The organism is Erythrobacter sp. F6033, from assembly GCF_023016005.1.
Taxonomy (GTDB): Bacteria; Pseudomonadota; Alphaproteobacteria; order Sphingomonadales; family Sphingomonadaceae; genus Erythrobacter.
The window spans coordinates 517,728-543,384 of sequence record NZ_JALKAZ010000001.1 but is presented as its reverse complement, the minus strand read 5'-3'; the positions used below and the strand labels follow the sequence as shown (position 1 = coordinate 543,384).

18 protein-coding genes are annotated in these 25,657 nt (G+C 55.3%); 15 read left to right on the top strand and 3 right to left on the bottom strand.

Features of this window, described 5'->3' with window-relative positions; genetic code table 11:
- Positions 1–316: 316 nt before the first annotated feature.
- From MWU39_RS02670 to MWU39_RS02650, 5 genes are all read left to right on the top strand, one after another.
- A complete protein-coding gene (locus tag MWU39_RS02670) occupies positions 317–838 on the top strand; it encodes an RNA polymerase sigma factor (protein WP_247158431.1) in 522 nt (173 codons plus the stop codon).
- Positions 838–1,992, top strand: coding sequence for a FecR domain-containing protein (locus MWU39_RS02665; RefSeq protein WP_247158430.1), 1,155 nt, complete (start codon positions 838–840; stop codon positions 1,990–1,992). The genes MWU39_RS02670 and MWU39_RS02665 overlap by 1 nt, the downstream gene beginning before the upstream one ends.
- Before the next feature lie 160 nt (positions 1,993–2,152).
- On the top strand, positions 2,153–5,656 hold the full coding sequence (locus tag MWU39_RS02660) for a TonB-dependent receptor (protein ID WP_247158429.1): 3,504 nt from the start codon (positions 2,153–2,155) through the stop codon (positions 5,654–5,656).
- 185 nt (positions 5,657–5,841) lie between these two features.
- Positions 5,842–8,727: an insulinase family protein gene (locus MWU39_RS02655; RefSeq protein WP_247158428.1), complete on the top strand. Its 2,886-nt coding sequence runs from the start codon at positions 5,842–5,844 to the stop codon at positions 8,725–8,727.
- Positions 8,728–9,107: 380 nt separating this feature from the next.
- Positions 9,108–9,743: a TetR/AcrR family transcriptional regulator gene (locus MWU39_RS02650; protein ID WP_247158427.1), complete on the top strand. Its 636-nt coding sequence runs from the start codon at positions 9,108–9,110 to the stop codon at positions 9,741–9,743.
- A 218-nt stretch (positions 9,744–9,961) separates the two neighbouring features.
- Here the strand turns inward: MWU39_RS02650 and MWU39_RS02645 are convergent, their stop codons facing one another.
- Positions 9,962–12,379: a TonB-dependent receptor gene (locus MWU39_RS02645; RefSeq protein ID WP_247158426.1), complete on the bottom strand. Its 2,418-nt coding sequence runs from the start codon at positions 12,377–12,379 to the stop codon at positions 9,962–9,964.
- 156 nt (positions 12,380–12,535) lie between these two features.
- On the opposite strand from MWU39_RS02645, the gene MWU39_RS02640 reads away from it, so the two are divergent.
- From MWU39_RS02640 to MWU39_RS02630, 3 genes are read left to right on the top strand one after another with little or no spacing between them, the layout of a single operon-like run.
- The gene (locus MWU39_RS02640) at positions 12,536–13,630 is read left to right on the top strand and encodes a VOC family protein (RefSeq protein WP_247158425.1); all 1,095 of its coding nucleotides are present in this window, start codon (positions 12,536–12,538) and stop codon (positions 13,628–13,630) included.
- Between the two features lie 14 nt (positions 13,631–13,644).
- Positions 13,645–14,403, top strand: a complete 759-nt coding sequence (locus MWU39_RS02635; RefSeq protein WP_247158424.1) for an SDR family NAD(P)-dependent oxidoreductase — start codon at positions 13,645–13,647, stop codon at positions 14,401–14,403.
- A 30-nt stretch (positions 14,404–14,433) separates the two neighbouring features.
- Entirely contained in the window at positions 14,434–16,878 is a 2,445-nt protein-coding gene (locus MWU39_RS02630) for a PQQ-binding-like beta-propeller repeat protein (protein WP_247158423.1), read from the top strand.
- 254 nt (positions 16,879–17,132) lie between these two features.
- Here MWU39_RS02630 and MWU39_RS02625 read toward each other — a convergent pair whose 3' ends face one another.
- The gene (locus MWU39_RS02625; protein WP_247158421.1) at positions 17,133–17,615 is read right to left on the bottom strand and encodes an IS6 family transposase; all 483 of its coding nucleotides are present in this window, start codon (positions 17,613–17,615) and stop codon (positions 17,133–17,135) included.
- Between the two features lie 396 nt (positions 17,616–18,011).
- Between MWU39_RS02625 and MWU39_RS02620 the strand changes: the two genes are divergently transcribed.
- Genes MWU39_RS02620 through virB11 form a run of 7 tightly spaced genes read left to right on the top strand, consistent with a single transcriptional unit; the run spans position 18,012 to position 25,340 of the window.
- Complete coding sequence (locus MWU39_RS02620; RefSeq protein WP_247158420.1) at positions 18,012–18,299, top strand: type IV secretion system protein VirB3; 288 nt, start codon at positions 18,012–18,014, stop codon at positions 18,297–18,299.
- Positions 18,278–20,653 carry a VirB4 family type IV secretion/conjugal transfer ATPase gene (locus MWU39_RS02615; protein WP_247158419.1) on the top strand — a complete coding sequence of 792 codons (2,376 nt, stop codon included), beginning with the start codon at positions 18,278–18,280 and terminating at the stop codon, positions 20,651–20,653. Before MWU39_RS02620 ends, MWU39_RS02615 begins: the two co-directional genes overlap by 22 nt.
- Positions 20,653–21,882 carry a type IV secretion system protein gene (locus MWU39_RS02610; RefSeq protein ID WP_247158418.1) on the top strand — a complete coding sequence of 410 codons (1,230 nt, stop codon included), beginning with the start codon at positions 20,653–20,655 and terminating at the stop codon, positions 21,880–21,882. The genes MWU39_RS02615 and MWU39_RS02610 overlap by 1 nt, the downstream gene beginning before the upstream one ends.
- Positions 21,879–22,613: a VirB8/TrbF family protein gene (locus MWU39_RS02605; RefSeq protein WP_247158417.1), complete on the top strand. Its 735-nt coding sequence runs from the start codon at positions 21,879–21,881 to the stop codon at positions 22,611–22,613. The genes MWU39_RS02610 and MWU39_RS02605 overlap by 4 nt, the downstream gene beginning before the upstream one ends.
- The gene (locus tag MWU39_RS02600) at positions 22,610–23,314 is read left to right on the top strand and encodes a TrbG/VirB9 family P-type conjugative transfer protein (RefSeq protein WP_247158416.1); all 705 of its coding nucleotides are present in this window, start codon (positions 22,610–22,612) and stop codon (positions 23,312–23,314) included. Before MWU39_RS02605 ends, MWU39_RS02600 begins: the two co-directional genes overlap by 4 nt.
- Positions 23,311–24,366 (top strand): TrbI/VirB10 family protein, encoded by a 1,056-nt coding sequence (locus MWU39_RS02595; protein ID WP_247158415.1) that lies wholly within the window; start codon positions 23,311–23,313, stop codon positions 24,364–24,366. Before MWU39_RS02600 ends, MWU39_RS02595 begins: the two co-directional genes overlap by 4 nt.
- Entirely contained in the window at positions 24,363–25,340 is a 978-nt protein-coding gene (gene virB11 / locus MWU39_RS02590) for a P-type DNA transfer ATPase VirB11 (RefSeq protein ID WP_247158414.1), read from the top strand. Before MWU39_RS02595 ends, virB11 begins: the two co-directional genes overlap by 4 nt.
- A gap of 92 nt (positions 25,341–25,432) precedes the next feature.
- Here virB11 and MWU39_RS02585 read toward each other — a convergent pair whose 3' ends face one another.
- Positions 25,433–25,627, bottom strand: coding sequence for a hypothetical protein (locus MWU39_RS02585; RefSeq protein WP_247158413.1), 195 nt, complete (start codon positions 25,625–25,627; stop codon positions 25,433–25,435).
- Positions 25,628–25,657: the final 30 nt, after the last annotated feature.

The window sequence follows — 25,657 nt, the reverse complement described above, 5'->3', positions numbered from 1 at the left end:
CGTTGACCAAACAGCGATTGATCCACCATCGGATGGTACGATCTTGCGCGACACAATCAAACCGAGCTCAAAAGTTTAAGGTCAGAAAAAGGGGGGGCGTCAAATCGGACACGGCGCTAGCCGCCTTCACACCGCCGTCGTTCAACACAAATTCCAGCGACGCGTATTGGCCAGTTCGACCTGTTATGCTCACGGTCCACTTCCATCTTCGGTTTACGATCAAGTGGCTTGATGCAGCCATTCGCGCCCTGCATTGATTCATATTTGTCTACGCCCTAGGTAGCAGGGCCCAAGCCGCCATTGCGAGGTTTTAGCTGTGACGAACACGCCCTCAATTGATCCGGGTTTGGACACTCGAGAGGCCTTTGTTGCGCGCTACGTAGGGCCGTTGCGCTCCTATTTTGCCAAACGAGTAAACCGCTTCGAAGACGTCGATGATCTTGTTCAGGAATTGTTTGGGAGGCTGTGGGCCTCAGCCAGTGACAAGGTTATCGAGAACCCGGATGGGTATATTTTTCAAGCCGCAGCAAACCTCCTGAAAGAGCGTTATCGCAAGCGCGGCACGCGCGATGCAGCGATGGCAGATTTGCCCTTTTTTCATTCCGAAAGTGAGGAAATCACGCCCGAGCGCATCTTGCAGGGGCGAAACGAACTCCAACAGTTGGAGAAAGCACTAGCAGAGCTGCCGTCCCGTACTCGAACCGTGTTCCTGCTGCACCGGTTTGAAGGCTTCAAGTATCGGGAAATCGCGGAGCGTATTGGCGTATCGGTCAGCTCGGTTGAAAAACATATCGCAGCCGCTGCGCGGCATATCACTCAACGGTTAGATCGGAAGTAATGACGAAATCCGCCGACCATGACAGTTCAATAGGCTTTCCAAGCGAGCGTGATCGTTTGGAGGACGAAGCGGCTGAATGGTTCGCGCGGCTTTCTGGCGATCAGGTAAGCGAAGGTGATTATGCTGCTTACCGCGCTTGGCGCGACGCGTCGGCTGAACATGCCTACGCCTATGATCGCATCGCTGCGATTTGGGATGTTGCGGGTGAACATGCTGATGCGCCTTCAATACTGGAAATGCGCGTCCGGGCGCTAGCAGAACAACCCGAGGCGAGCACAAGCTTGCGGCGATACCCCATGATCGCTCTCGCGGCGTCCATTGCCGTGGTATTCATAGCCAGCGCCATCATGCTAACAGGCGGTTCGCCATTTTCTGTTACACCGAGCGTCTCACCGGGCCCGACTATTGCCGCCAATGAAGCTGGCGCCCCAGCACAAGATGCACCGAGTCAGCCAAGCGCGCCAATCAGCGACACGCCGGAAACAGTCGATTTTCGTTCTGGCTATTCGACCAAGGTCGGGCAGATGGCGCAATTCACACTGCCAGATGGCTCGGTGATTGAGCTTAACACGGGCTCAGAGGTGCAGGTCAATTACTCGGCCGCTGAGCGCAACCTCACACTGGTGCGCGGAGAGGCTGTATTCACTGTGTCCAAAGATGCGCAGCGCCCGTTCATTGTGGCAGCGGGTCAGAACCGGGTCGTTGCTCTTGGTACAGTGTTTTCCGTTCGCAAGCGCGACAGCGAGGCGCAAGTAACTTTGATCGAAGGACGAGTTCGAGTTGATCGAGACGGAACCGTAGGAAGCGGAAAGAGCACGCAGCTGACGCCCGGCGAACAGCTTAGTATTCTTCCCGATCGACCATTTGCGATCAGCAAGACAGAGCTTTCCCAAATCGCCAGCTGGCGCGAGGGGCGGCTCGTTTTTGAGCAAACTCCGCTTCGCGAGGTTCTCGATGAGTTCAACCGTTATTCGAACGAGAAACATGTGCTGCGCGATGAGGAACTAGGTAGCTTTTTGGTGAGTGGAACCTTCCGCATCAAGTCGAGCGAGCATTTTGCTGCAACTCTGGAAGCAGGCTTCCCGGTTTTGGTCAGGGCTCGCGCAGGAGGAACGGTTCTCGAGGTGACCTCCGCGCAAGATTCGGGCTCCTAAGGCACTCTGGCTGATAACTAATTGCCAGCTTGGCGAGCTTCATCTGCCACTAATTTATGCTTTTTGCTGAGGGAAATTGTCGGGCGTGCATCTCTCTTGTTGAGGGCAAAGCGCGATCATTGCGCTTTGAATACAAAATACCCAACCAAGGGGGGACACTATGATCCGCACGAAACTGGCAATTGCAGCTTTGGTTACTGGTTGCAGCCTAGCAGCAATCTCAACCGCGGCGACGGCGCAAGAAGCGGCAAGCAGCGAGGCCCGGTCGTACAATATCCCCGCTCAATCATTACAGGGCGCACTCAACTCTTTTGCCGAAGCCTCAGGCTCGGATCTGCTCTATGCGTCCGATCTCGTTTCTGGAAAGCAATCATCTGCGCTGGTGGGCAATTTCACCGCCGCACAGGCGCTGCGCCAATTGCTGAGCGGAACCGGATTAACGGCGGCAGAAGTCTCAGCGAATGTTTACTCGCTCAAAGCGCAAGGGACAGCAACTGCCGGAGACGCCAGCGCATCACCGGTTAGCGGCGTCGTAACAAGCGCTGCCACAGGAACCGCGCTTCCCAGCGCGCAGGTCGAAGTGGTCGGTACGGATTTGCGCACGACTACGGATCAACGCGGCTTTTTCTATTTCCCAGAAGTCGCTGGCACCGCTTTCGAATTGCGGGTGACCTATCTGGGTCAGCCAGCGGCGGTTTTTCCTATTCCTGCTGGCGCATTTGAGCGGGCCCGTGTGAGCATCGCTTTTGGCGGCGAGCAGACCAGCGATATTGTTGTGGTCGGCTATCTCAGCAGTATTCAGAAGGCTCTAAATCAGCAAAAAAACGCAGATAACGCCTCGACTGTTGTATCGTCTGATTTGCTTGGCGGCTTCCCTGCAGAAACAGTCTCCGAAGCGCTGCGCCGTGTACCTGGCGTGGCATTTGGCCGGGACGACGACACAGGCGAGGGATCGCGGATTACAGTGCGTGGCTTCGGTTCAGAAGCGATCAATGTCCAGCTCAACGGGTTAGACCTTCAAGGGACCGGCTTTGAGCGCACAATCGACCTAAGCGGTTTCCTGACTGACAATATTTCCCAAATTACAATCCACAAATCTTTGCTACCCAGCCATGAATCAACCGGGTCTGGCGGGCTGGTTGAGATCGAGACGAAGTCGGCGCTGGATTACGGTGATTTTGCATTCAATTTTGCGATCGAAGGGGAAACCAACTTTGATCGCAAATTTGGCGAAGAGTTTCAGGCGAGCGGCACATTCACCAAAAAGATCACCCCCAATTTCGCGGTCTCAGTCACCGGCCAATATCGCAACACCGAACGGCTGAACTACAATGCATCTATTCTGGATGAGTTGCCCACTGTCTTTCCCGCTGGCGTGACTTCGGACTCGCGCATTCCGGTGGATGCCGTGTTCCCATTCGATCCCGAAGTCCAACAGCAGCTTGTACGCTCAGTCAATTATGTGCGCCGAGATCGCGAGGAAGAGAGCATTTTGGGCTCGATCAACCTAGCGTGGGATGTCGCAAGTCATACTCGGCTGCGTCTTGATTTCCAGCGCAATGTGAACAACCAAACTCGCGTGCAATCGCGGGCATCGGTAAATTTCTTCCCGACCACAGTAAGCATGCCAATCGAAGAGCTGGATGGGGAGGTTCGCAGTCGTAGAGTTCTGAGGTCTTTCGCGCCGACGGGCGGTTTTGAAACACGCGACAGCGAAGGCCAATTTGATACGATCAGTTTCCGCGGAGACACTGATCTCGACCGTTGGTCATTCAAATACAAACTCGGCTATTCTCGGGCGCGCACAAAAGGCAGTGGCTCGTCCATATCGCTTGGTACGAACCAAGACCTCGATTTCATCGGCTTCGTCGATCCGGCCACGATTGTGATAAACCCGGATGATGATGCGGCTATGACGCCGCGTGTGGTTGATGGCGTTTTTGTTGAGGCTGCCAATGGCCTGCCTATCCCCTCGCTAAGCGACGCGGGGATCACGCGAATATTTGACCCGTCACAATATTATATATTGAGCGCATTCACGAATGAGTTCGACAATCCGACGGAAGCCTACATTGCTGAACTAAAAACCCGTTATAGCCCCAAGGTCGACTTTCTCGAATATATCGAAATCGGGGGTAAATATGACGCACGCACACGCCGTACATCAGACGATACAACCAACCCATTAAACACAAGAAACACGAGCTATACAGGCATTTTTAGCAACCGGATTTTCTTGTCAGACTTTGGAGTGGATTTCTTTGCTGAGGACCTTGGTCTGATCGGCGCATCTGGAACTGAGATTCCATTCCTGCGCGGCAGTGATTCAGACAGCATATTCGCTCAGCTGCCCGGGTTTACGGCAGACGATCCATCAACGCCTGACTTTAATGAACTTGGGTTCACTTTTACAGATCGTACTGTTTTGGACCCGTTGGCTGACGGCGCTAGTGCGCTCGCTCCTACAGCAGTAACCGAAGACGAACTGGCTGCTTATCTTGAGACAAAAATTGTTCTCGGCAATTTCTCGCTGATTGCAGGTGGTCGTTACGAACGTGAAAAGCGCAGCGGCACCAATTTGACTTTCCCTTCAATCCTTCCCGGCCCAGGCTTCGCAGCCGAACCTGCTGCGACCTTCATCGCTGTCGGGCTGTATGATTTCACCGACATTAGCGGTACTGTCGAGACGTTCACCCCGAGCTTTCTTGCAAGCTGGCGCCCATCCCAGAACATTGTCGCGCGGCTGGGTTATTTCCGTTCGACGGTTCACCCTGATGTTCGCTTATTGAGTCGAAACACACTCTTTCAAGCAAATTACAGAGCAGGATTTGAGGCCGTTACGATCCGGGAAGCGAACCCTGATCTACAACCAACAAAAACCGACAATTTCGATCTTGATGTCGCCTACTATTTTACGGACTCACCGGGTCTTATTCGCGGCAGTCTTTTCTACAAAAAGACAACAAACAATTTCACCAATGTCAGTTTTGATTCAGTGCCAGGCGACAATGTTTTGGAGCGCTTTCTGGATTATCTTGCACCGTTGGCCGATACGCGGCCAGATCTTTTGGCGGTCCCGGCTGGCGCTGATCTCTTGATAAACCGGCCGATCAATGGCGAAGGCGGAACAATCTGGGGAGCGGAGTTTGAAGTGATCCGCAGACTCAATTTTCTGCCCGGCTTTCTGAGTGATTTCGGTGTTTTGGCCAATGTCACCTATACCGAATCTGACTATCCAACCTTGATCACGGTTCGAAATCTGGAAGGTTCGTTGGAGCCGCAGTCTTTCGATCGGCCTCTGGCTGATCAAGCGCAGTGGTCGTACAATTTGTCGTTGGACTATGCCAAGGACGGGTTTGAAGGACGGGTCATTTACTCTGGGCAATCAGCGAGCGCTGTGACGTTTGATGAGTTCAACCGCAATGTCGTCTCACCAGCCTACTCTACTTTAGATCTGAGGCTATCTTACAATCTCGACATTTTTGGCGGCCTATGGACAGTATTCGTCGAAGGCGATGATCTCCTGCGTGATGCCCAATCGGCGGACATCCGTTCGACTGTCAGTTCTCAATTTGGGGATGGTGACGCCTCTTTCAATTTCCCTCAAAACTACCAGTTCAATGGCGGTCGTACGATCACAGCGGGCATTCGCGCGCGGTTCTGACCCAAGGCCTTGATCTAACGTTTCGGCGCCGCAGCTTAGATTCTGAGCTGCGGCGTTTTCCGTTCTTGAAGCGGAGCGATTTTGCGCCGGGCAAATGAGGAAATCGCAGAGCGACGCATCTTACTTGGCAGGCAAAAGACATCCGTTCTTCGCTGCCTAACCCGCTTATTTCACCGGAGCCTGTGATGCCCAAAGCCATAAACCCCAGACTGTTTGCCCCCACGTTCGTCGCGGCACTGTCGCTTTTCATAGGCATCACTTTTTCTGGAGTAGCAGTTGCCGCACGGGAGGAGGCGGAACCGGCTTTTGCGCACGAGCAAAGCGATTTGGAGCCTGACCCGCGCGTTATCTATGGCACTCTGGATAATGGCCTGCGCTATGCGGTAATGAAGAACCAAACGCCAAGCGGTGTTGCCGCGCTGAGGATGCGGATCGACACTGGCTCACTTAACGAAACCGAAGCACAAAGAGGTCTCGCACACTTTCTTGAGCACATGGCATTCAACGGTTCGGTCAATGTGCCAGAAGGCGAGATGATCAAGCGGCTGGAGCGCTTTGGATTATCCTTTGGCGCAGACACCAACGCCAGCACTGGCTTTGATCAGACCACCTACAAGCTGAACCTGCCATCGGTTGACGATGAAGTGCTTGATGAAGCCTTTTTCTTGATGCGCGAAACTGCTGAGAACCTGCTGCTGGATCATGAGGCGATAGAAAGTGAACGCGGCGTTATCGCGTCGGAAAAGCTCGCACGCGATTCGATCGATTTTCGCTCCTTTGTTGATCGGCTTGGCTTCTTTACCCAAGGCAGCGGGCTCATTGATCGCCTGCCGATTGGCACTGATGATACGATCGCGAGCATGCCGCGCGAAGAGTTCGTGCGCTATTATCGCGGCTACTACCGTCCTGAAAACACCTTTGTCGCCTTGATAGGTGACCTTGAAACCGAGGATGCGATCGCGCGGATCGAAGAGTACTTCGGCGACTGGAGGCCAGTAGGCGCAGCCCTGCCCACCAAGCCTCGATCTCAGGCAGTGATCCAGCCTGGCGTAGTTCGCACCTATCACGATGAAGGGCTGATGACTTCGATAACCTTCGCCGCGCTGGAGCCCTATGTTGAGCGGGTCGACACCAGCGCTACAAGACGCGAAAACCTGATCCGCCGGCTCGGAACAAGCATCTTCAATCAAAGGATGTCGCGCAAAGTTCGCAATAGCGATGCTGTCTATCTCGGCGCGAGCAGCGGGCGGTACCGCGTCTATGAAGCGGTCGATGGCATGGTGTTATCGCTCAGGTCTTCGCCTGAAGACTGGCAAGACGCGCTGGCCGAGGGCGAGCAAGATCTGCGGCGCGCCTTGCAATATGGTTTCACCCAGCAAGAATTGGATGAGCAGATTGCATCCTCGCGCCAAGCCCAAGAGACCGCCGTGGAGCGCGCCGGAACACGCAAAACCTATGCGGGGGGATTTGAATATAATTATGCCCAAGCATTGGTGGATGCCTTTGCTGATGAGCGAGTGTTTACTGCGCCGCAATCCAGCCTTGATCGGTTTAACGCGGCTGTCGCTGATTTGACTCTTGATGAGGTCAATGAAGCGTTTCGAGCGGCGTGGAAAGCGCATGGTAACCCCGCTATCTATTATGTGTCGAGTGAGCCGCTCGACGATGCCGAGATGCGTATAGCATCAGCATTAGAACAATCGCGGCAGGTTGCTGTCTCTCCTTTGGAAGAGCGCGATGTTGGCACCTTTGCCTACACTCATTTTGGCGATCCCGGTGAAGTCGTGTCCGACACACATGTGGCGGATGCAGATGCACACTTGATCAAATTCGCCAACAACGTTCGGCTCAATTTCAAGCGAACCGAGTACGATACCGGCTCGATCAATGTCCGTGTCCGGGTAGGCGGCGGTTTTATGTCGATGCCACGCAAGAGCGAGGGGCTGAGGCGCCTCGGACTCAACGTGCTCGATCAAAGCGGCGTCATTGGCCACACCGCCGATGAGTTGCGCACCTTGTTTGCTGGGAAGCGCGTTTCTGCGGCCACTCGCACGCGGATCGATAGCGATGCGTTTGAAATCATCGGCAGCACTGGCGGAGACGATCTAACCTCTCAGCTCAATTTGATGGCAGCAAAGGTCAGCGCACCGACTTTTCGTGAAGAAATCGCGGAACAGCATTTTCGCAAGATGCGGGCATGGTATCCAACGCACGATTCCTCTCCAGCCAGCGTTGCAGGCAAGTATCTTCCGCGCCTCGTGCGATCAGGTGACAAGCGTTACGGCTATGACGGCCTCGCTGATTTTCTTTCGCCCACACTTTCCGAAGTGCGGGAGTGGATCGAACCTCAGCTGCGCGATGGCCTGATCGAAATCACTGTCGTCGGCGACGTCGAAAAGGAGGTGATTGTAAAAGAGGTCGCGCGAACATTTGGAGCGTTACCTAAGCGAGCTGATCAAAAGGCAGACTTTGGCGCGAATGCCGACCTGCAGTTTCCCGCAGGCACCAACACTCCAGCCAAGTTCTATCACCGCGGCGCAAAGGAGCAGGCACTGGTTTATGTCTACTGGCCCGCCCCCGATGCGAGCGACCCTGCGGATGCTTACCGGATGCGTTTGCTGCGCGGATTATTTCGCAACCGGCTGACGGATGTTCTACGCGAAGAGATGGGCTCGACCTATTCGCCGGGTGCTGGTGCATTCTCAAGTTCGCTGTTTGATGGCTACGGATACGTCATTGCGCGCGTCACTGCCCAGCCTGAGGAGGTTGATAAAGTGCGCGATGGAATACTTCGGGTTGCCAAAGAAATGGCAGAGGCTGGCGTAGACAATGATGCATTCGAACGTGCGCTAAGGCCGCTGATCGAAGACCTCGATAGCACGTTGGAGAACAACGGATATTGGCTTAGTGTCTTAGGCGATGCGCAGACCGGTGCGGACGGACTGGCACGGTTCCGCGCGCAAGAGCCAACCTATCGAGGCACAACGCCAGAACAGATCGAAACGCTTGCAAAGCAGATTTTTGGAGATGAGCGGCGCTCCGTTTCTGCCTACATTCTTCCGCGACGCTAAAGCGCAATACCGATGAGATTAGCCGGATTTGCTGGATCATATTGTTGAGTAAGCCATCCTATCTCTCCTAAACCAGAATGATCTCGGAGAACGTCCGCTGTAAGGCGCGAAAAAGCTGGGCCACTACGTTTGCAATTTTGAGCCGATCGCGGAATGGCTGGTTCCAGCCCTTGAGGTTGAGAAAGCAGACTAACTGCTTACGATCCAACTGCCGACATTCGCAAAGGTCTAATTCGCGGACCAAGCTCTGCAGAGACCAGGGTGTCCAAATGAGCAGTGTTGTCAAATCAGGAGTTGCAAGGCTTAGGATGGAGTCCAATGGCGCCGCCTGTTAGGAATGAGTTTGGATGAAGTGCTGTCGCCTAGCGGAGGTTTGAAGGATGGTGAAAACGGCGGAGAAAGCCAAAGTGCAACGGCGCTATTCCCCTAAGATAAGAAGATCAATGATCCTCGATGCAGCGGCAGAAATGGTCGAAAAGGAGGGCATTTCTCAAGTCTCGATGGAACGTATTGCCAAGCGCGCGGAGATCAGTAAATCACTGATTTATAAATACTTTGATAGCAGTACTGTGATTTTGCGAGAGCTACTGGATCGAGAGCTTATCACTCTGCGCAAAGCACAGTTCTCGGCTGCCGAAAATGCTCGAACTTTTGAAGATATGGTTCGCGGTGTGACAAAGGTCTATCTTCGCTACATTGAAGAACGAGGCCTCCTCATTGAGCGCCTTCAGTCCGATCCAGCGATATCTGATCTGACCGATCCAGCCACCTTTGATCGCGAGGTAGCTGTCGAATATTTTGCGAAAATTGTGCACGATAATTTCGATCTACCGATCGAGACTGCACGAACCGTGACCGACATATCCTTTGGTGTGCCCGTGTCCGCGGGATCATATCTCTTGCGACAGAAAGTCGACATGGCTCAGTTGGAAGACATTACGGTTTCAATGATCATCGGCACGATCAACGGTGTGCGTGATGATTACCTCGTGCGCAAGAGAGCGCTTAAGCGCTAGTGGGTAATCCAAGCCGCCACATTTTCGTCAACCTCAAGATGTTGCCAGCGACCTCCGTTAGGTAACGCTGATGCCAAGGCCGCCTCCAATGATCGTCTAACCACTAGAGGTCAGTCGGCCATCCACTTACATCCCATCAACTTAGGCGCAAAAGCAAAGATGGCCGATCGAGAATGTCGACCGAGCCATCAGGAGAGAGCTTAATTGGAGAGCCAGCTCTAAAACCGGAACGTTGCCTCAACCCCGTATGTGCGTGGTTCCAAGATTACGACTTCGCGGAACCGACCTACCAAGCGACCAGCTGGCAACACACGGGTAATGTCGTCATTGTCGAATAGATTTTTGACAAAGCCGCGGATTTCAAATGGGCCATCGTCAGGTGCCAAGAGGACTTTGAAATCCGTCTGGCCGTATCCATCGAAGCGATCGATTGGTTTGTCGAAAGCCGAGCTGACAAATTCGCTTTGCAGATAGTGATCAATGCGGGGCGTGACAGTCCAGGCGCCCACCGGGATTTCCCATTGCGCGCCGATCGCAATCTTGATCGTAGGTGAGAATGGGAGCGGGTTGCCATCCGCATCCTTGATAACGCCAGCAGGTGTTGCGCCGACGATAACTGTGCCGGGAGCCACTCCGAACGGGTCGGTTTCATCAATCGACTGGAACCCGTTAATCTCAGTGTTGAGGTAGGAAAAGCTTCCGTCAACTTGGAAACGGCTGGACGGGCGTAGCGCGAACTCGGCTTCCACACCCCAAACGGTTGCATCAGAATTCACTGTGCGCGCCGCAGTTGGGGTGGTTTGGCCCAACTGCAGCCCTTCATAGTCATAGTAAAAGCCCGCCAGGGATGCTGTAAGCGTTCCGTCAGACGTGGCGCCCTTTAGTCCAACTTCATAGGCGGTGAGAAACTCAGGATCGAAACCCTGAAGCTCGACATCCACCTCGCCCGGGTTGATGCCGCCTGCCTTATAACCGCGAGAGAAACTCGCATAGCCAAGCAAATCATCGGAGAAGCGGTGATCAACCACAAAACGACCGGTCACTACACCGCGCTCAAATTCGCCAAAGGTGAAGTCTGGCACGCTGCCATCGGCCTGAGGGTTGAAGAAAATTTGGCGGGTGAGAATGGTCTTCTTGTCATCAGAATAGCGCAGGCCTCCCGTTATTCGGGTGCGATCTGAAAGATCGAAATAGACCTCTCCAAAAATGCCGAAGCTCTTGGTGGTTGAGGGGTCGGATTCGTTGGTAAGTGAAGCGAAGTCTGTGCTCAGACCTGTTACTTGTTGCCGGACTGCGAAGATGGAGCTTGTAAACTGCGACCTGCCCGAGCTGCGACGATCATAGTAATTCCCACCAAGAATGAAATTTAGAGGTCCGTCAAAATCAGAAGCAAGCCGCAGCTCCTGATAATATTCGCGCGCCTCGCTTTGGTCCCGACGGCCTGCCAGGATTGAGTTGGAAGTTACCGAACTGCCATCGCCAAAGAAGTCGAATGTGACTGGGATCGGCAAGGTTGCGGTTGAAACGAAACGATCAAAGTCACGGAAACTGTCGCGCTCAAGTTCGGAATAGCCGCTGAGCGACGTAAGTGTGATGTCGCCAAAACTGTGTTCAATTTCTAGCGAAGCCTGCCACTCCTCAACGAAATATGATGGGTCAACATCCTCATTCAGAAGCCGCGTATCAGCGGGATTGAGACTGCCATCGAAATAGTTGGAACCTGGTACGATCAGGCCAAGCGCGCTGCCGACGGCCGAAAAGATAGTTGAACGTGCATTGGGCACTTCGAAACCTGTTTCAAGCGGCGAGCAGCCCAAGGTTGCATCGGCTACACATTGCACTTTGGTCCGCAAATGACGGCGGTCGTCTTCACGGAAGTATGAAACAACAAGGTCAGCACGCGTATCGCCAAGATCAAGTCGCGTGCTGCTGCGTACGCCAAACATTTCACGATTATCAACATCATTGCCGGTGAAAAGGTTGGTGGCGTAACCGTCCCGGTCAAGATAAAAGCCCGCAACTCGCGTTGACAGATTATCGGACAGCGGCACGTTGATCGCCCCGCGCAGTTTGATCGAATTGAAGTTGCCATAACCTGCAGTGACATAACCCTCAAATTCATCTGTCGCCTTTTGCGTGATGATGTTGAGGACACCCGCCGTCGTATTGCGGCCATAGAGTGTGCCCTGCGGCCCGCGCAGAACCTCAATCCGCTCGAGGTCATAGAATTCGGCCTCTGTCGCCGCTGAGCCGAGATAGACGCCGTTCACATGAAAGCCGAGGCCTGCTTCAGACGTTGAAGAGATGGCAAGATTGCCTACCCCGCGCAAAGATGCGCCAAACTGGTCAACCGTCAGGTTTGGGACTGAGAAGCTCAGATCAACGGCGTCGTCGATCACTTTGTCATCGATAGTCGAGCCGTCGAATACCGAGATGGCGATCGGAACATCCTGAATGTCTTGCGAACGCTTTTGAGCGGTAACTAGGATGACATTGCCGTTCCCGTTATCGGCATCACTACTTGACGTCTCATCCAGTTCCTGAGCTGCGAGAGGCGCAGCAAGGCCGGTGACGGAAAGCGACGCGCCCCCCGCTAGCAAAGCAAATCTGATTGTTTTCCCGACTGTCGCGGACATTTTCCCTCTCCCATCTAAATGGACTTTACGTCCTTCAATGCCGCTTGATATGCCAAAAAATAGCGATGTCAAAGGAATTAATTTGACTTAAAGTGCACTTATGATCATCTGTGATAAATGGAATGCGGGATGCGAAGGCCTCCAGTCAGGGAAATTATGACAAAGAAGCGCAAGATTATCGTAACACTGGTTGGGGTTGTCTTGGCACTTGCCGCTGCAGCGGCTTGGCTGGGTTATACGGTGGTCAAATCCGCTACACTGCGAGAGGTTGAACCTGACTCTGTCATCTTGGGTGTGAATTTCGTCGGCCTATTTGTCGAGGATTTGGATGCTGCGGAAGCCTATTACGCGAACTCGGTCGGCACCCAAGCGGTTGAAGCCAATGACCTCTTACCAGAGGGATTCCTCTCTCAGTTTGCCAAGCCGCAAAGTTCCGATTCCGCCCTTGGGTCACGCTTGGTCCGAAGCAGCAACGCCCAATTGCTTTTGATGGGTTCAACCAATCGTTCTGACATTGGCGGAGCAACCAAAGCTGTGCCCGTTAATGGTACAGGCATAGCGCATGTCTGCTTCCAAGTTGCGCGCGAAACCGACGCTCATGCCCGAATGCTTGCAGCAGGAGGAAAGCCCCTGGGGGTCGATGATCTGGTTCACCTCAACCCGCAAAATCCGGTTTATTATGGATATGTCGCGGATCCGCAGGGAATCATTACAGAAATCGAAGAGGTTGATGTTGCGGCTCTGAACCTGCCCGAACCTCCTAAGAACAAGTATCGTATCCGCCATGTCTCGCTAGCAACGCCAGATCTGGATGCGATGATTGCATTCTATTCGGCGTTTCTTGGTGGGCAAGAGGCGCGCCATGTGGGTTGGCTTTCACTGGTTTCGGGTGAAAACGTGGACAAGGTCTCCGGCCTTGACGGTAGCGAGTTGGAAATGGCGTGGTTCCAAATCCGCAATCTGGAGCTCGAAATATTCCAGTATCACAGCCACACGCCCAGCCCCCTCGCGCAACCTCGACCATTGGATGCGCCTGGCTACAATATGATCGTGCTTGATGTCTCAAGTCTGGATGAAGCGCGCCAACGGCTGATGGATGCAGGCGGCGAGATTGTCAGTGGGCCAGAGGGCTTTGCCTCTGGCGAAGCGATCTTTGGGCGCGATCCCGATGGCAATCTGTTGGTGCTGCATAAAGTTGCGGACACATCGCCATTCTCAGCCAAAAATTTCGCCAACAACGGCACCAAATAATCTCAGGAGTTTCAATGTTCGATCTTACTGGCAAAGTTGCGCTGGTCACCGGCGGCAATGGTGGACTGGGCCTCGCATATGCACGCGGTCTGATAAAATGCGGTGCGCAGGTGGCCGTATGGGGCCGTAATGCGGATAAGAATGCGGCAGCGGTTGAAGAGCTGCGCGGCATGGGCGGCGAGGCTGAGGCCTTCGCTTGCGATGTGACCGATGAAAATCAGATCGCAGAGGCTTTTGCAGGCACTATCGAGCGGTTTGGAAAAGTGGACAGCTGCTTCGCAAATGCAGGCGGAGGAGGATATCGCGGTATGTCGCACCTGACGAGCCGCGAAACATGGCTTAGCTCCATCGACCTCAATCTTATGAGCGTCGTGCAGACCTGGAAACCTGTGACAGAGCATATGCTTGCACGGGGCGAAGGTGGGCGGCTGGTCGTCACATCATCTGTGGCTGCATTGGTCGGCACTGGCGGTGCGGCAAGTTATTCCACGACCAAGGCTGCGGTCATTGGGCTTGTTCAAGCGCTTGCACTGGAGCTGGGACAGGGCGGCATCCGCGTCAACGCGATCCTGCCGGGCTTTATCGAAACCGAAATGTCGCTGAACACTAGCGAGGCGTTTCAGGATGCAGCGCGTCGGAGATCCGCGATTGGCCGCATCGGCACACTTGAGGATATGGAAGGCCCAGCGGTCTTCCTTGCTTCCGACCACAGCGATTTTATGACCGGGCGCACGCTTATTTTGGACGGTGGGCACACGATCCACCCCATGTAAGACTTCTGCCCCCTTGGAGAGGTGAAAACGATGCGAGCCATTGCCCATTGGGTCTTTGCGATCCTGCTGGCCTTGATAGGCCTGTTACTCGCTGTGCCAGGAGGGGGCCTCGTTTATCTCGGCGGCAGCCCGTATTACCTGCTCGCCGGACTGGCCACATTGCTCACGGCGTTCTTCGTGTTCCGCAGGTCTCCACGTGCAATCCTCATTTACGGGGCCATATTGGCTCTAACGGTGGTGTGGTCGCTGTTTGAGGCAGGGCTTGATCTCTTCGCACTCTTGCCCCGGCTCGCCGCGTGGTTAGTCGTTGGTCTCTATTTCCTGACGCCTTGGTATCGCCAATCACTACGCGCCAGCGCAGACGGCGCGGAACCGCTTGCGCCCAATCGTTGGTTGGTGGGGGCACCATCTCTCGCTGGGGCGGCACTCATGCTTGTCGCCAGCATCCCAAGTTACACTCAAAATGGCACGGGCACCGTGCGTGAGGAAATTGCAGAGCTATCCTCTGACTGGCGCAGCTACGGCAACACAGGGGGTGGGACACGCTTTGCTGCGATTGACGACATCACGCCTGAAACCGTTGGCGGGCTTAAAGAAGTGTGGCGCTACAGAACGGGCAGCGAGGAAGATTTCAAAGCCACCCCGCTGCAAATTGGCGACAATTTGTATTTCTGCGCTGCGGCCAATGTCGTGATCGCATTGAATGCCGAAACCGGGGAAGAGGTCTGGAAATATGACCCGAAAATCAATCCACCAGATGAGCATCAATATGCCATCACTTGTCGCGGCGTGGCGTATCATGAGGCTAGTGAGGGATACGCCGGTCAATGCCCGGCGCGGATTGTTACCGCCACCGTCGATGCCAGCCTGATTGCGCTCGATGCGCAAACTGGTGCGTTGTGTGAAGATTTTGGCGAGAACGGTATCGTCGATTTGCGCACCGGCATGGGCGAACATTTGCCCAAAGAGTACTATCACACTTCACCCCCAACCGTTGCAGGTGATAACCTGGTTGTCGGAGGTTTGGTTCTCGACAGCCAGAAACTCGGTTTGCCATCGGGTGTTGTCCGCGCCTTTGATGCCACCACCGGCGCATTCTCTTGGGCGTGGGATATGGGCAATCCAGGATATTATGGTGAGCCAGCCGAGGGTGAGACATACACTCCCGGCACCCCAAATGTCTGGTCAGTAATGAGCTATGATGAGGAGCTTGACCTCGTCTACCTGCCAACGGGCAATGCCAATCCTGATTATTACGGCGGAGAACGCCGCGATTTTGACGAAGAATGGTCCTCTGCAATCGTCGCGCTCAACGGCCAAACCGGCGAACCGCGCTGGAAGTATCAAACAGTTCATCACGATGTTTGGGATTACGACGCTCCCGCTCAACCGGTCTTGGTCGATGTAACTCTCGACGGCGAGAATGTGCCTGCGGTAGCATTGCCAACAAAAATGGGTTCAATCTTCCTGCTTGATCGCCGTGATGGCACCCCCGTGCATCCGATCCCCGAGGTGGACGTGCCGCAGGACCCAGAGCTAGGCGACTTTCTCTCACCAACGCAGCCGCAATCACCATTGCCCAACTTCCATCCCTATCGGTATGAAGCGGACATGTGGGGCCTGACACCGATCGATCAGATGGTGTGCCGGATCGAATATCGGATGATGCGGTATGAGGGCATGTTTACGCCGCCGACGCGTGGCGGCACATTGCTGGCTCCGGGCAACTTTGGCGGGTTTAATTGGGGCAGCGTTTCGGTTGATGCGGATAATGGCCTGCTGATCGCTGCGCCGATGCTGCTTGCGCACAGAGTGCTTTTGGCGACCCCCGAACAAGTGCAGGAAGTCGGCCCGCGAGCCGCCGCCGTTCTGGGCGAAGATCACCCCGCAGTGCGAATGGATGAGAACGCTCCAATCCAAGACTTGCCAGAAGTCGATCCGAACGATCCTTTCGATCAAATGCGCGTGAAGTATTTCGGTATTCCAATGCCGTTTATGTCGCGATTGGGCACTGCCATTCCGTGCTTTGAACCGCCTTGGGCTCGCATTGCTGTGATCGACCTCAATACCAAGGAATTGCTTTGGAGCCGCCCGGTTGGCGATATGAGCGCTGCGGGGCCGTTTAACTTGCGCAGCGGGTTGCCAATTGATGTCGGCACTGCGGTGCGAGCAGGCACGCTGACGACGCGCGGCGGGCTGACCTTCATAAGTTCAACCATGGACGCAAAAGTGCGCGCTTATAACGTGCGCACGGGTGAGGAAGAATGGGCCTCCGATCTACCTGGCAACGGGCAATCCACTCCCATGTCCTATCGCGCGCCTCAATCTGGCCGCCAAACACTGATCGTGACTGTGCCCAACCCAAGTTGGCGCTATCCGCGTGACCCCGCGACAAACGAATATTTGGACTCGCAAAGTGTGCGTGACGGGAAAGGTGGATATGTTATCGCCTATGCGTTGGATGACGCGGACTAGTTTGCATCAATCCGATTAAGCTCCATCCTCAAATATCGGCGCAGAGACTGGCCGCGTAGATCTCGCTTGATGCGCGTTGAGACTGATGCTGAAGATCGCGCGAGCGGCGGTTTGGGCTGCTGAATCCCGCAGAAACCGCGGCTTTGCGCAGGCGCCCTGTAAATTGAGATTGGTGCTGGGGGTGGGTGGCGGTGCTGTCAGTCTAATCGCAACTTGTCTCTGGTAGGCGCAGCTATCCCTTACCCGCTGTCGGGTCAGGCCATAAGGTTTTGCCACTCAGCCAGTGCGGCTGAGCGGCGGGTCTTGTAGGTCTGTCTGTGGATGAGGTGGCGTTCTTGGTTGAAGTGGTTGTGGACGTTGGCGTGGACTGAAGCGAACTTCTGCAGGCTCTTCATCTGCCGGAACCTGAGCATCGCTCGCTCTCGTCGTCGGAACGGTAGGTGCGAGTTCTCAACTCGGTTATTCGCCCAGCGTCCCACCTCCTGTTTCTCAGTATTGCCGAGTTCCTTCATTGCGGCTCGGTACGAGGTGAGGCCGTCAGTGGTGATCTCATTTGGCGCGCCGTGCCGCTTCAGTGTTTTCTTCATGAACCGAAGCGCAGCCTTCTGATCCCTGGTCTTGGTGACGTAGCTCTCGAGGATCTCGCCCTCCTGATCGACCGCCCGCCACAAGTAATGCAGCTCGCCATTGATCTTTACGTAGACCTCATCGAGATGCCATTGTCGAAAGCCCCGCATTCGACTTACCCGCGACGCTGGACATGAGCCGCGAACAGCGGGCCGAACCGATTCCAATAGTGCAGAACCGTCTCGTGGCAGATGTCACTGCCTCGCTCTGCCAGTAGGTCTTCAACGTTCCGCAGCGAGAGCCGGAAGGAAACCACATCATCACAACCAAGCGGATGATCTCAGGCGACGAGTTAAAATAGCGGGACGGACTGGCGGATTTGCGAGGTCTGGGCATCACGCCGCCCTAACCCAATCGCCTCAATTCTCAATCAGGTGCATTTGCGCTGACAGTGTCCTTGAGAGTGGTAGATCACGCCATGATGATATACGCTCCGGCTAACGAGTCGATAAAAATGCAATATCAATCCTTCGCGGGATGGAGAAGTAATTGCATGAGGGGGAACGATGAGTGAAGAATTGCGCAGCGACACATTGTTTGTCGCGCTTACCCGGCCGCAAATGTTTGCCGGGGTTACCTACACATTCTTCATCATAAACGCGATTGTTGCAGTCGAACTGTTCCTTGTTTTTAGAGCCTGGTGGGTCTTGCTCGTGGCTGTGGCCATCCACGGCGTTGGCATGCTGGTTAGCTTACGCGATCCGCGAATTTTTGACCTTTGGATTACACGGGTCAGAAATTGCCCGAGGATCAAGAACCACAAGGTATGGAAATGCAATTCCTACCGGCCATAACAAGAGACCCCAAAACGATCCGCGATGAAGCGCCTGCCGGCGTTCACTTGCCCTATGCCCGCCATATCGATGATGTGACGATCGAAACCCGCGACGGCATGCTGGTGCAGACGATCCGGCTCGGCGGGTTGCTGTTTGAGACGGCTGATAGCGATGAACTGAATTACCGGGCCGGACTTCGCGATGCCATGCTCCGTGCGCTCGGGTCATCGCGTTTTGCCGTCTACCATCATGTTATCCGCCGCCGCGCTGAAGCGGCGCTGGACCCCGTCACTGCAGATGATTTTTCAAGCCGGCTGGATGATCGTTGGCGCGAAAAATTGAGTGGTAAGCAGCTCTATGTAAACGAGCTTTTCATCACAATCGTGCGCCGCCCGCTGCAGGGGCATATCGGTTTCCTTGATCGTGCCCGCGATTGGCTCTCCCGAAAATCAAATCGCAACGCGCATCATATTGCTGCCGAAAAGAGCGCGCTTGACCGGGCCCGCGAAGCATTGGTCGCATCACTGTCTGCGTACGATCCAAGAGTTTTGAGCGTCTATGACACTGCCGAAGGGCAGCGTTCCGAGCTGCTTGAGTTTCTCTCATGCCTGTTCAACGCAGACATGCGTCCGGTTGCCTTGCCGCACGGCGATCTGGGTCATTTTATTCCCGCGCGCCGGATCAGCTTCGGCCAGGATGCAATCGAACTGGCCCCTTCAGGCACGCTCGCCCGCCGATTTATCGCGATGATTTCGATCAAGGATTATCCCGGCGCGACCTTTCCTGGCATGTTTGACGAGCTTTACCGGCTGCCATTCGAACTGCACGTCACACAGAGTTTCGCAATGGTCGAGCGAACTCAGGCGCTCGGGCAAATGAATATGGCGCTGCGGCGCATGCGTTCGGCCGAAGATGAGGCTATATCTCTACGAGACGAGCTTACCGTCGCCAAGGATGAAGTTGCAGCGGGACGCGCAGGCTTTGGCGAACATCACACTACCATCGCCGTTCATGCGGATACACTTGGCAATCTGGAAGATCATGTTGCCGAAGTGACGGCGATGCTGGCTGATCTCGGGATCAATGCCGTGCGTGAGGATATCGCGCTTGAGCCGACATTCTGGGCGCAGTTTCCGGCCAATTTCCGCTATATCGGGCGGCGCGGTTTGGTTTCGACTACCAACTTTGCCGGACTCGCCAGCCTTCACAACTTCCCAGTTGGCCGATCATCGGGCAACCACTGGGGCGAGGCAGTCACTCTGTTTGAGACGACCGCCGCAGGCCCGTATTTCTTCAATTGGCACCAACAGGATTTGGGTAACTTCACGGTCATCGGACCATCAGGTTCGGGTAAGACGGTCGTGCTCAATTTCCTGCTTGCACAAGCACGCCGGTTCAATCCGCGCATTATCTTCTTCGACAAGGATCGCGGTGCGGAGTTGTTCCTTAGAGCGATTGGCGGAACCTATGACAGACTGACCCCGGAAGCGCGTTCTGGGCTCAACCCCCTGCAGCTTGAAGACAATGCGACCAACCGGCAGTTTCTGATCGAATGGCTGACATTGTTGGCTGGCGAAGTATCGAGCGCCGAGCTTGATCAAATCCGCGATGCTATCGAAACCAACTTCAAACAACCCATCGAACAGCGCCGCTTGCGTTTTCTGGTCGAGTTATTCCGAGGCGAGACCAGACCGCACCCCGATGACTTGTATTCGCGCATGCGCCCGTGGTGGGGCGATGGCGAACGGGCTTGGTTGTTCGATAACGCCAAAGACAAGACCGACCTTTCCGCAGAGACCGTCGGGTTCGATATGACCGCGATCCTGGATGATCCGCAGGCGCGAACGCCTGCCATGTTCTATTTCTTCCACCGTGTGGAACAACGTCTGGACGGTGACCCTGCGATCATTGTGATCGATGAAGGCTGGAAAGCTCTCGACGATGAAGTGTTTGTTCGCCGCATAAAAGACTGGGAAAAAACTATCCGTAAGCGCAACGGCCTGGTCGGCTTTGCCACGCAATCGGCACAAGACGCTTTGGAAAGCCAGATCGCCAGCTCGATTATAGAGCAGGCCGCAACCCAGATATTCATGATCAATCCCAAGGCACGTGCCGAGGACTACATCAACGGCTTTGGTCTCAGCCGTCACGAATTCGAGCTTGTGAAGACCTTGCCAGATACCTCGCATTGTTTCCTGATCAAGCATGGCCGCGAAAGTGTTGTTGCACGGCTTGATCTGTCGGGTGAAAGCGACCTGCTTACAATCCTGTCAGGACGGGAGAAAACGGTGCGTTTGTTTGACGAGCTGGTTTCGCGGACCGGCCCTGACCCTGCCAATTGGTTGCACGTCCTATTGGAAAAGGCAGCCTGATGACATGCCCTGCAATCATCACGGGAGACAGGTTCCTCGAACGGGTTCTGACCCATATCGATTGTCAGGCGCAAATAATCGGCAGCTACGGCTATCAAGCTCTCGGAGAGCCCGGATCGCCCGCTTCTGTCCTCGTCACTGGACTACTGACGATTTTTATCGCGCTGTTCGGCATCAGGATGATGTTTGGTCCGCCACCCGGAGCGCGGGATGTCGTATACAGCGTGATCAAGATCGGGTTGGTGCTGACCCTCGCATTCTCTTGGCCCGCTTTTCGCACGGTCGTTTACGATGTCACCCTTGATGGTCCGGCTGAAATTGTGGGTGCCGTGCAAGCATCCAGTCAGTCAGCAGCCTCCGGAACGATGGTTGAACGCCTTCAGGGTGTCGACAATGACATAGTCACTCTGATCACAGTCGGGACGGGCCGCAATACCGGCCAATTTCTGAATGAGACCGCTCCGGAAGCCACCTTTGCAGGCACTGCGCTTCAGGATGATGCCGCTTTCGGATATTCGCGGCTGTTGTTTCTTGCAGGCGTCATCGCGCCTCTGGCGCTGCTCAGGATTGGGGCCGCGATATTGCTTGCCCTTACCCCGATTGCAGCCGGTTTGCTGTTCTTCACTCAATCACGCGGCATTTTCGCCGGTTGGGCACGCGGATTGGTATTCACGATTGGTGGCTCGATCGCGATTACACTGGGTTTGACCGTTCAGCTTGCCATTGTGGAACCCTGGCTTGCGGATGCGCTACGTGTGCGGGAATTTGGCTATGCGACCCCTTCTGCCCCGCTTGAATTGTTCGCGACCATGTTCGCATTCATGCTGATACACTTCGCGCTGTTGTGGTTGCTCGCGAGGGTCACCTTCTATCGCGGTTGGCCGACCATCCCCGATTCAAACCCTCGATCCGGCGATACAAGCGCCAGCGACTTCGCCAACCAGCGCCCATTTGCGATGCATCGCCCCCAATCGTCCAACGACCTCGCGCTTGCGGGAAATGGCGGACGGCGAGCGGAGTCGATCAGCAATAGTGTCGAGCACACAATCCGGCGCGAACGGTCCCAAATACCGGGCGCGGCGCCAGACACATCTGCATCGCGCACATCGGGGGGTGCGGCGGCGACCTATTCATCGGATACTGTTTCTGCTCCCCGGCTTGGCAGTTCCTATCGCAGGCGGGGCACACGGCCTCTTCGATCCAAGACAATGCGGGATAACTCACAATGACGGTTCAGCCCGATTTCGAAACTATTGATGTGCCAGTCTCCGAAAGTTGGGCGACAAGCGTCACCGACGATCTGGAAAAATCAAACCGCCGCGCATGGGCTGTGGCGATAATCGCGGCAATTATCGCCTTGCTAGAGGCGGTCGCGCTGGTCTTTCTCCTGCCGCTCAAAACGGTTGAACCTTACACATTGCTGGTAGACCGTCAGACCGGAAACGTGGAAGCGCTTGCACCGCTCGGTGAAAGTGTTGTCGCGCCGGATACCGCACTGACCAGATCAATGCTGGTCCAGTATGTGACCGCCCGTGAGAGCTTTTTGCAGGACGCATTGCAGCAGGACTATCGAAAGGTCGTCTTGATGTCAGACACGGTGGTGGGGCAGCAATATAGCCGCGCAATGAGCGCGACCAATCCATCAAGCCCGCTGGCATATCTGCCGAGCAGAGCGATGATCTCGACCGAGATTAAGAGCGTTTCCACACTCGATGGCAATCGCGCTATGGTCCGCTTTGTCACGACGCGCAACGATCCCGGCGCACGCTCTCAGCCTTCGCAGCACTGGGTCGCAGTTATTGGCTATCAGTTTGTCACAGCCGAAATGAGCGAAGCGGACCGCTATCTCAATCCATTGGGATTTCAGGTCACGAGTTACCGCCGTGATCCCGAAACTCTGCCGCAAGAGGGCATTGTGAACGGAGTTGAGCAACCAGCAGGTATCGACGCCGCGCCATGATGAAAACCGCCCTTGCCCTCTGTTCAATCCTCTTCGCGGCTCCTGTTGCTGCGCAGGTTTTTCCTACGCCAAATCCCGAGAGTCCGCGCATTCAGAGCGCCATTTGGCAGTCGGGCGAGCCTATCGTTTTGACAGCGCTGCCGGAAACCACGCTCACAACCATGCTTGAGCCCGGTGAGCGGATCGAACGCGCAGTTTTGGGCGGCAGCCGGGCTTGGGAAGTGAGCGTTTCAGCGGAGGCGGACAGCTTTCAGGTAACGCCATCAGCCGGTGCTCCTACAGCGAGTTTGTCGATCGAGACGAACCTCCGCCTCTACGAATTCACGCTGGAAACCGGTGTAGGACTGCAAGCGGCCTATGTGGTCCGTCTGCAATATACGGTTGTTTCAACACCGGAACCTACCGCGATGGCCCCCATGGAAATCGAAAATCTCCAATGGTCTTACCGGTTGCGCGGGGATCGATCGGTTCGGCCTTCCTCGATCAGGGACAATGGCGAGAAAACTGTCATCGAATACGCGCCTGAACAGCCCTTGCCAGCCGTCTTCGCGATTGGGGCTTCGGGCGATGAGGAAGTGGTTACGGGCTATATGCGCGGGGACAAATTCATCATCGACCGCGTGCACGACCGGCTCGTTTTCCGCATCGACAAGGAAAAAGCCACCGCCAGACGCAACCCGAAAAGGGATGACCCACGATGAGCAAGGACACTGCTGACGCTCTGGGCGAAGCTGGCCAAAGCCATGATATTCGCCCGATGGTGACCACTGGCGGCTCTGCCAATTGGAGTCTGTGGCTGTTCCTTGGACTGTTGGCCATCGCAGGAGCATGGCTGTTCAACGCGCTCTCAGCCGCTCGTGAGGCCGCCAATGCACCGGAAATGCTGCAATCTGCCGCACCGTCTAACACCCGGATCAGCGCACCAGACAGTTTGCAAATCCCAAACCGTTTCAGCGATGCACCAGCACCAACCAATACCGCCGAACCGATACAACCTCTTGTTCCCGCTTCTCGGTCTGAACCGCTTGTTCCGGCTACATCGGAACGGATCCTGCCGCCCCCGGTTTCCCGCTTCCCGTTTCCGCAGCAACTTCCTCCCCCTCCTTTGCCGGCCCCTCAAGTGGTCTTTGAAAATCGCGGACCCGTTCAAAGTGACACAAACGTCCAGAACGAGAGCACAGATGGCGAGAGAGTGACGGCCGCGCGCTTATTGAATCCGGCAAGAACAATTCCTCAGGGCACTGTCATTCCCGCCGTTCTCGAAACCGCTCTGGATTCCACCAGACCCGGCGGCGCCCGCGCGCTCGTTCAGCGCAACGTCTATAGTTTCGATGGCACGCGCGTACTGATCCCGCGAGGCAGCCGCCTTTACGGTGAATACGAAGCAGGTCTGCAACGCGGCCAAAATCGCGCGCTTGTGCAATGGACCCGTTTGATCCGGCCGGACGGGGTCACGATCGCACTGGATTCCCCATCGTCCGATCCGCTCGGACGGGCAGGGATCAAGGGCAAGGTCGACGGCAAATTCTTTCAGCGTTTCGGCAATGCTATCTTGCAATCCGTACTCGATGTTGGAGTGGGCCTCGCAGTCAATCAGGCAAGCGACGGCGTGATTGTCGCACTGCCCGGCAGCACTCAGAATGTGCAAGTGTCTGATTCAGGCCGCATCCAGCCGACACTTAAAGTGAAGCACGGCACCAGCGTCTCGGTGTTTGTAGCGCGCGATCTCGATTTTTCGAGCGTCGATCCGTGAGCGAAGCCGGATACTACCTCGACAGTTTCCTCGCCCCGCTAGCTCCCATTATGGAGCGCAAAGATGTTACCGACATCTGGATCAACCAGCCGGGCGAGATCTGGGTAGAAAGCCTGCGTGGCGGGATTGAGCGGCTCAAAGAAGAGAGCCTCGATCTCAAACTGTTGGAGCGCCTTGCTCGGCAGATCGCGGCGCATTCCTCGCAAGGTATCAGCAGGGCCCAACCCCTGCTCGCCGCCACGCTGCCGGATGGTTCACGCGTTCAAATTGCCGGACCGCCTGCGACCCGCGACGGCTATGCCTTTGCGATCCGCAAACACGTCTCTTCCAACCTTTCTCTATCCGATTGGGAGGATGCTGATGCGTTTTCGGAAACGGAACCCAGTCAGGCCGATATGGAGCAGAAGCGAGAGTTTCAGGCGCTTTCCGGGCATGAGGCCGCCTCGTTTCTTCTCGGCGCAGTCAAGGCCAGACGCAATATCCTGATTTCCGGCGGCACCTCGACTGGGAAGACGACATTTCTGAATTCCCTGCTCGCGGAAATTCCTGACGAAGAACGACTTGTTCTCATCGAAGACACCGCCGAGCTGCATATCAAGCATGAGAACGCGGTGGGCTTGATCGCTGCGCGGGGCGAACTGAGTGAGGCGATGGTTAGCGCGGAAGACCTATTGATTGCAGCGCTACGGATGCGTCCGGACCGGATCATTCTTGGCGAGCTGCGCGGGATTGAGGCATTCACATTCCTGCGAGCCGTCAATACTGGCCACCCGGGCTCAATGACCACGATTCACGCCGACACGCCCCAGCGGGCTATCGAGCAACTTGCATTGTTGGTGCTTCAAGCCGGATCGAAACTAAGCCGGGACGATGTGCGGCATTATGTGCGCGAAAGCGTCGATGTGTTCGTCCAGCTGGAGCGGCGGCAGGGCAAACGGCGGGTAAGCAAAGTGTTAGCGGCAACGACGAGCTAGAAAATCGGGCTGATCTATGAATTGTTCGTTTTCACCCCCAATTTCCGAAGTAAATCAATCCATCACACGAGCCTAAAACCGGACGGATGAGCTCAGTTGGTTGCGCCAGGTTCGGAAAGCTTGTCGAAGCGCTGCGAGACCTCTCTCCACATCTCGACGCCTGCGAGGTCGTTTTGTTCGAGAAGACGATCTTGTTGCTGGGCGATATGCAGCCAGCCACCTTTCCCGTGATGCTTCTCTACCCAAAGAGCCATGGCCCATAATTCTTGGTCACGAGTGATAGACATACGGTTCCTCAGTAATTCTGCCGCCTGAAG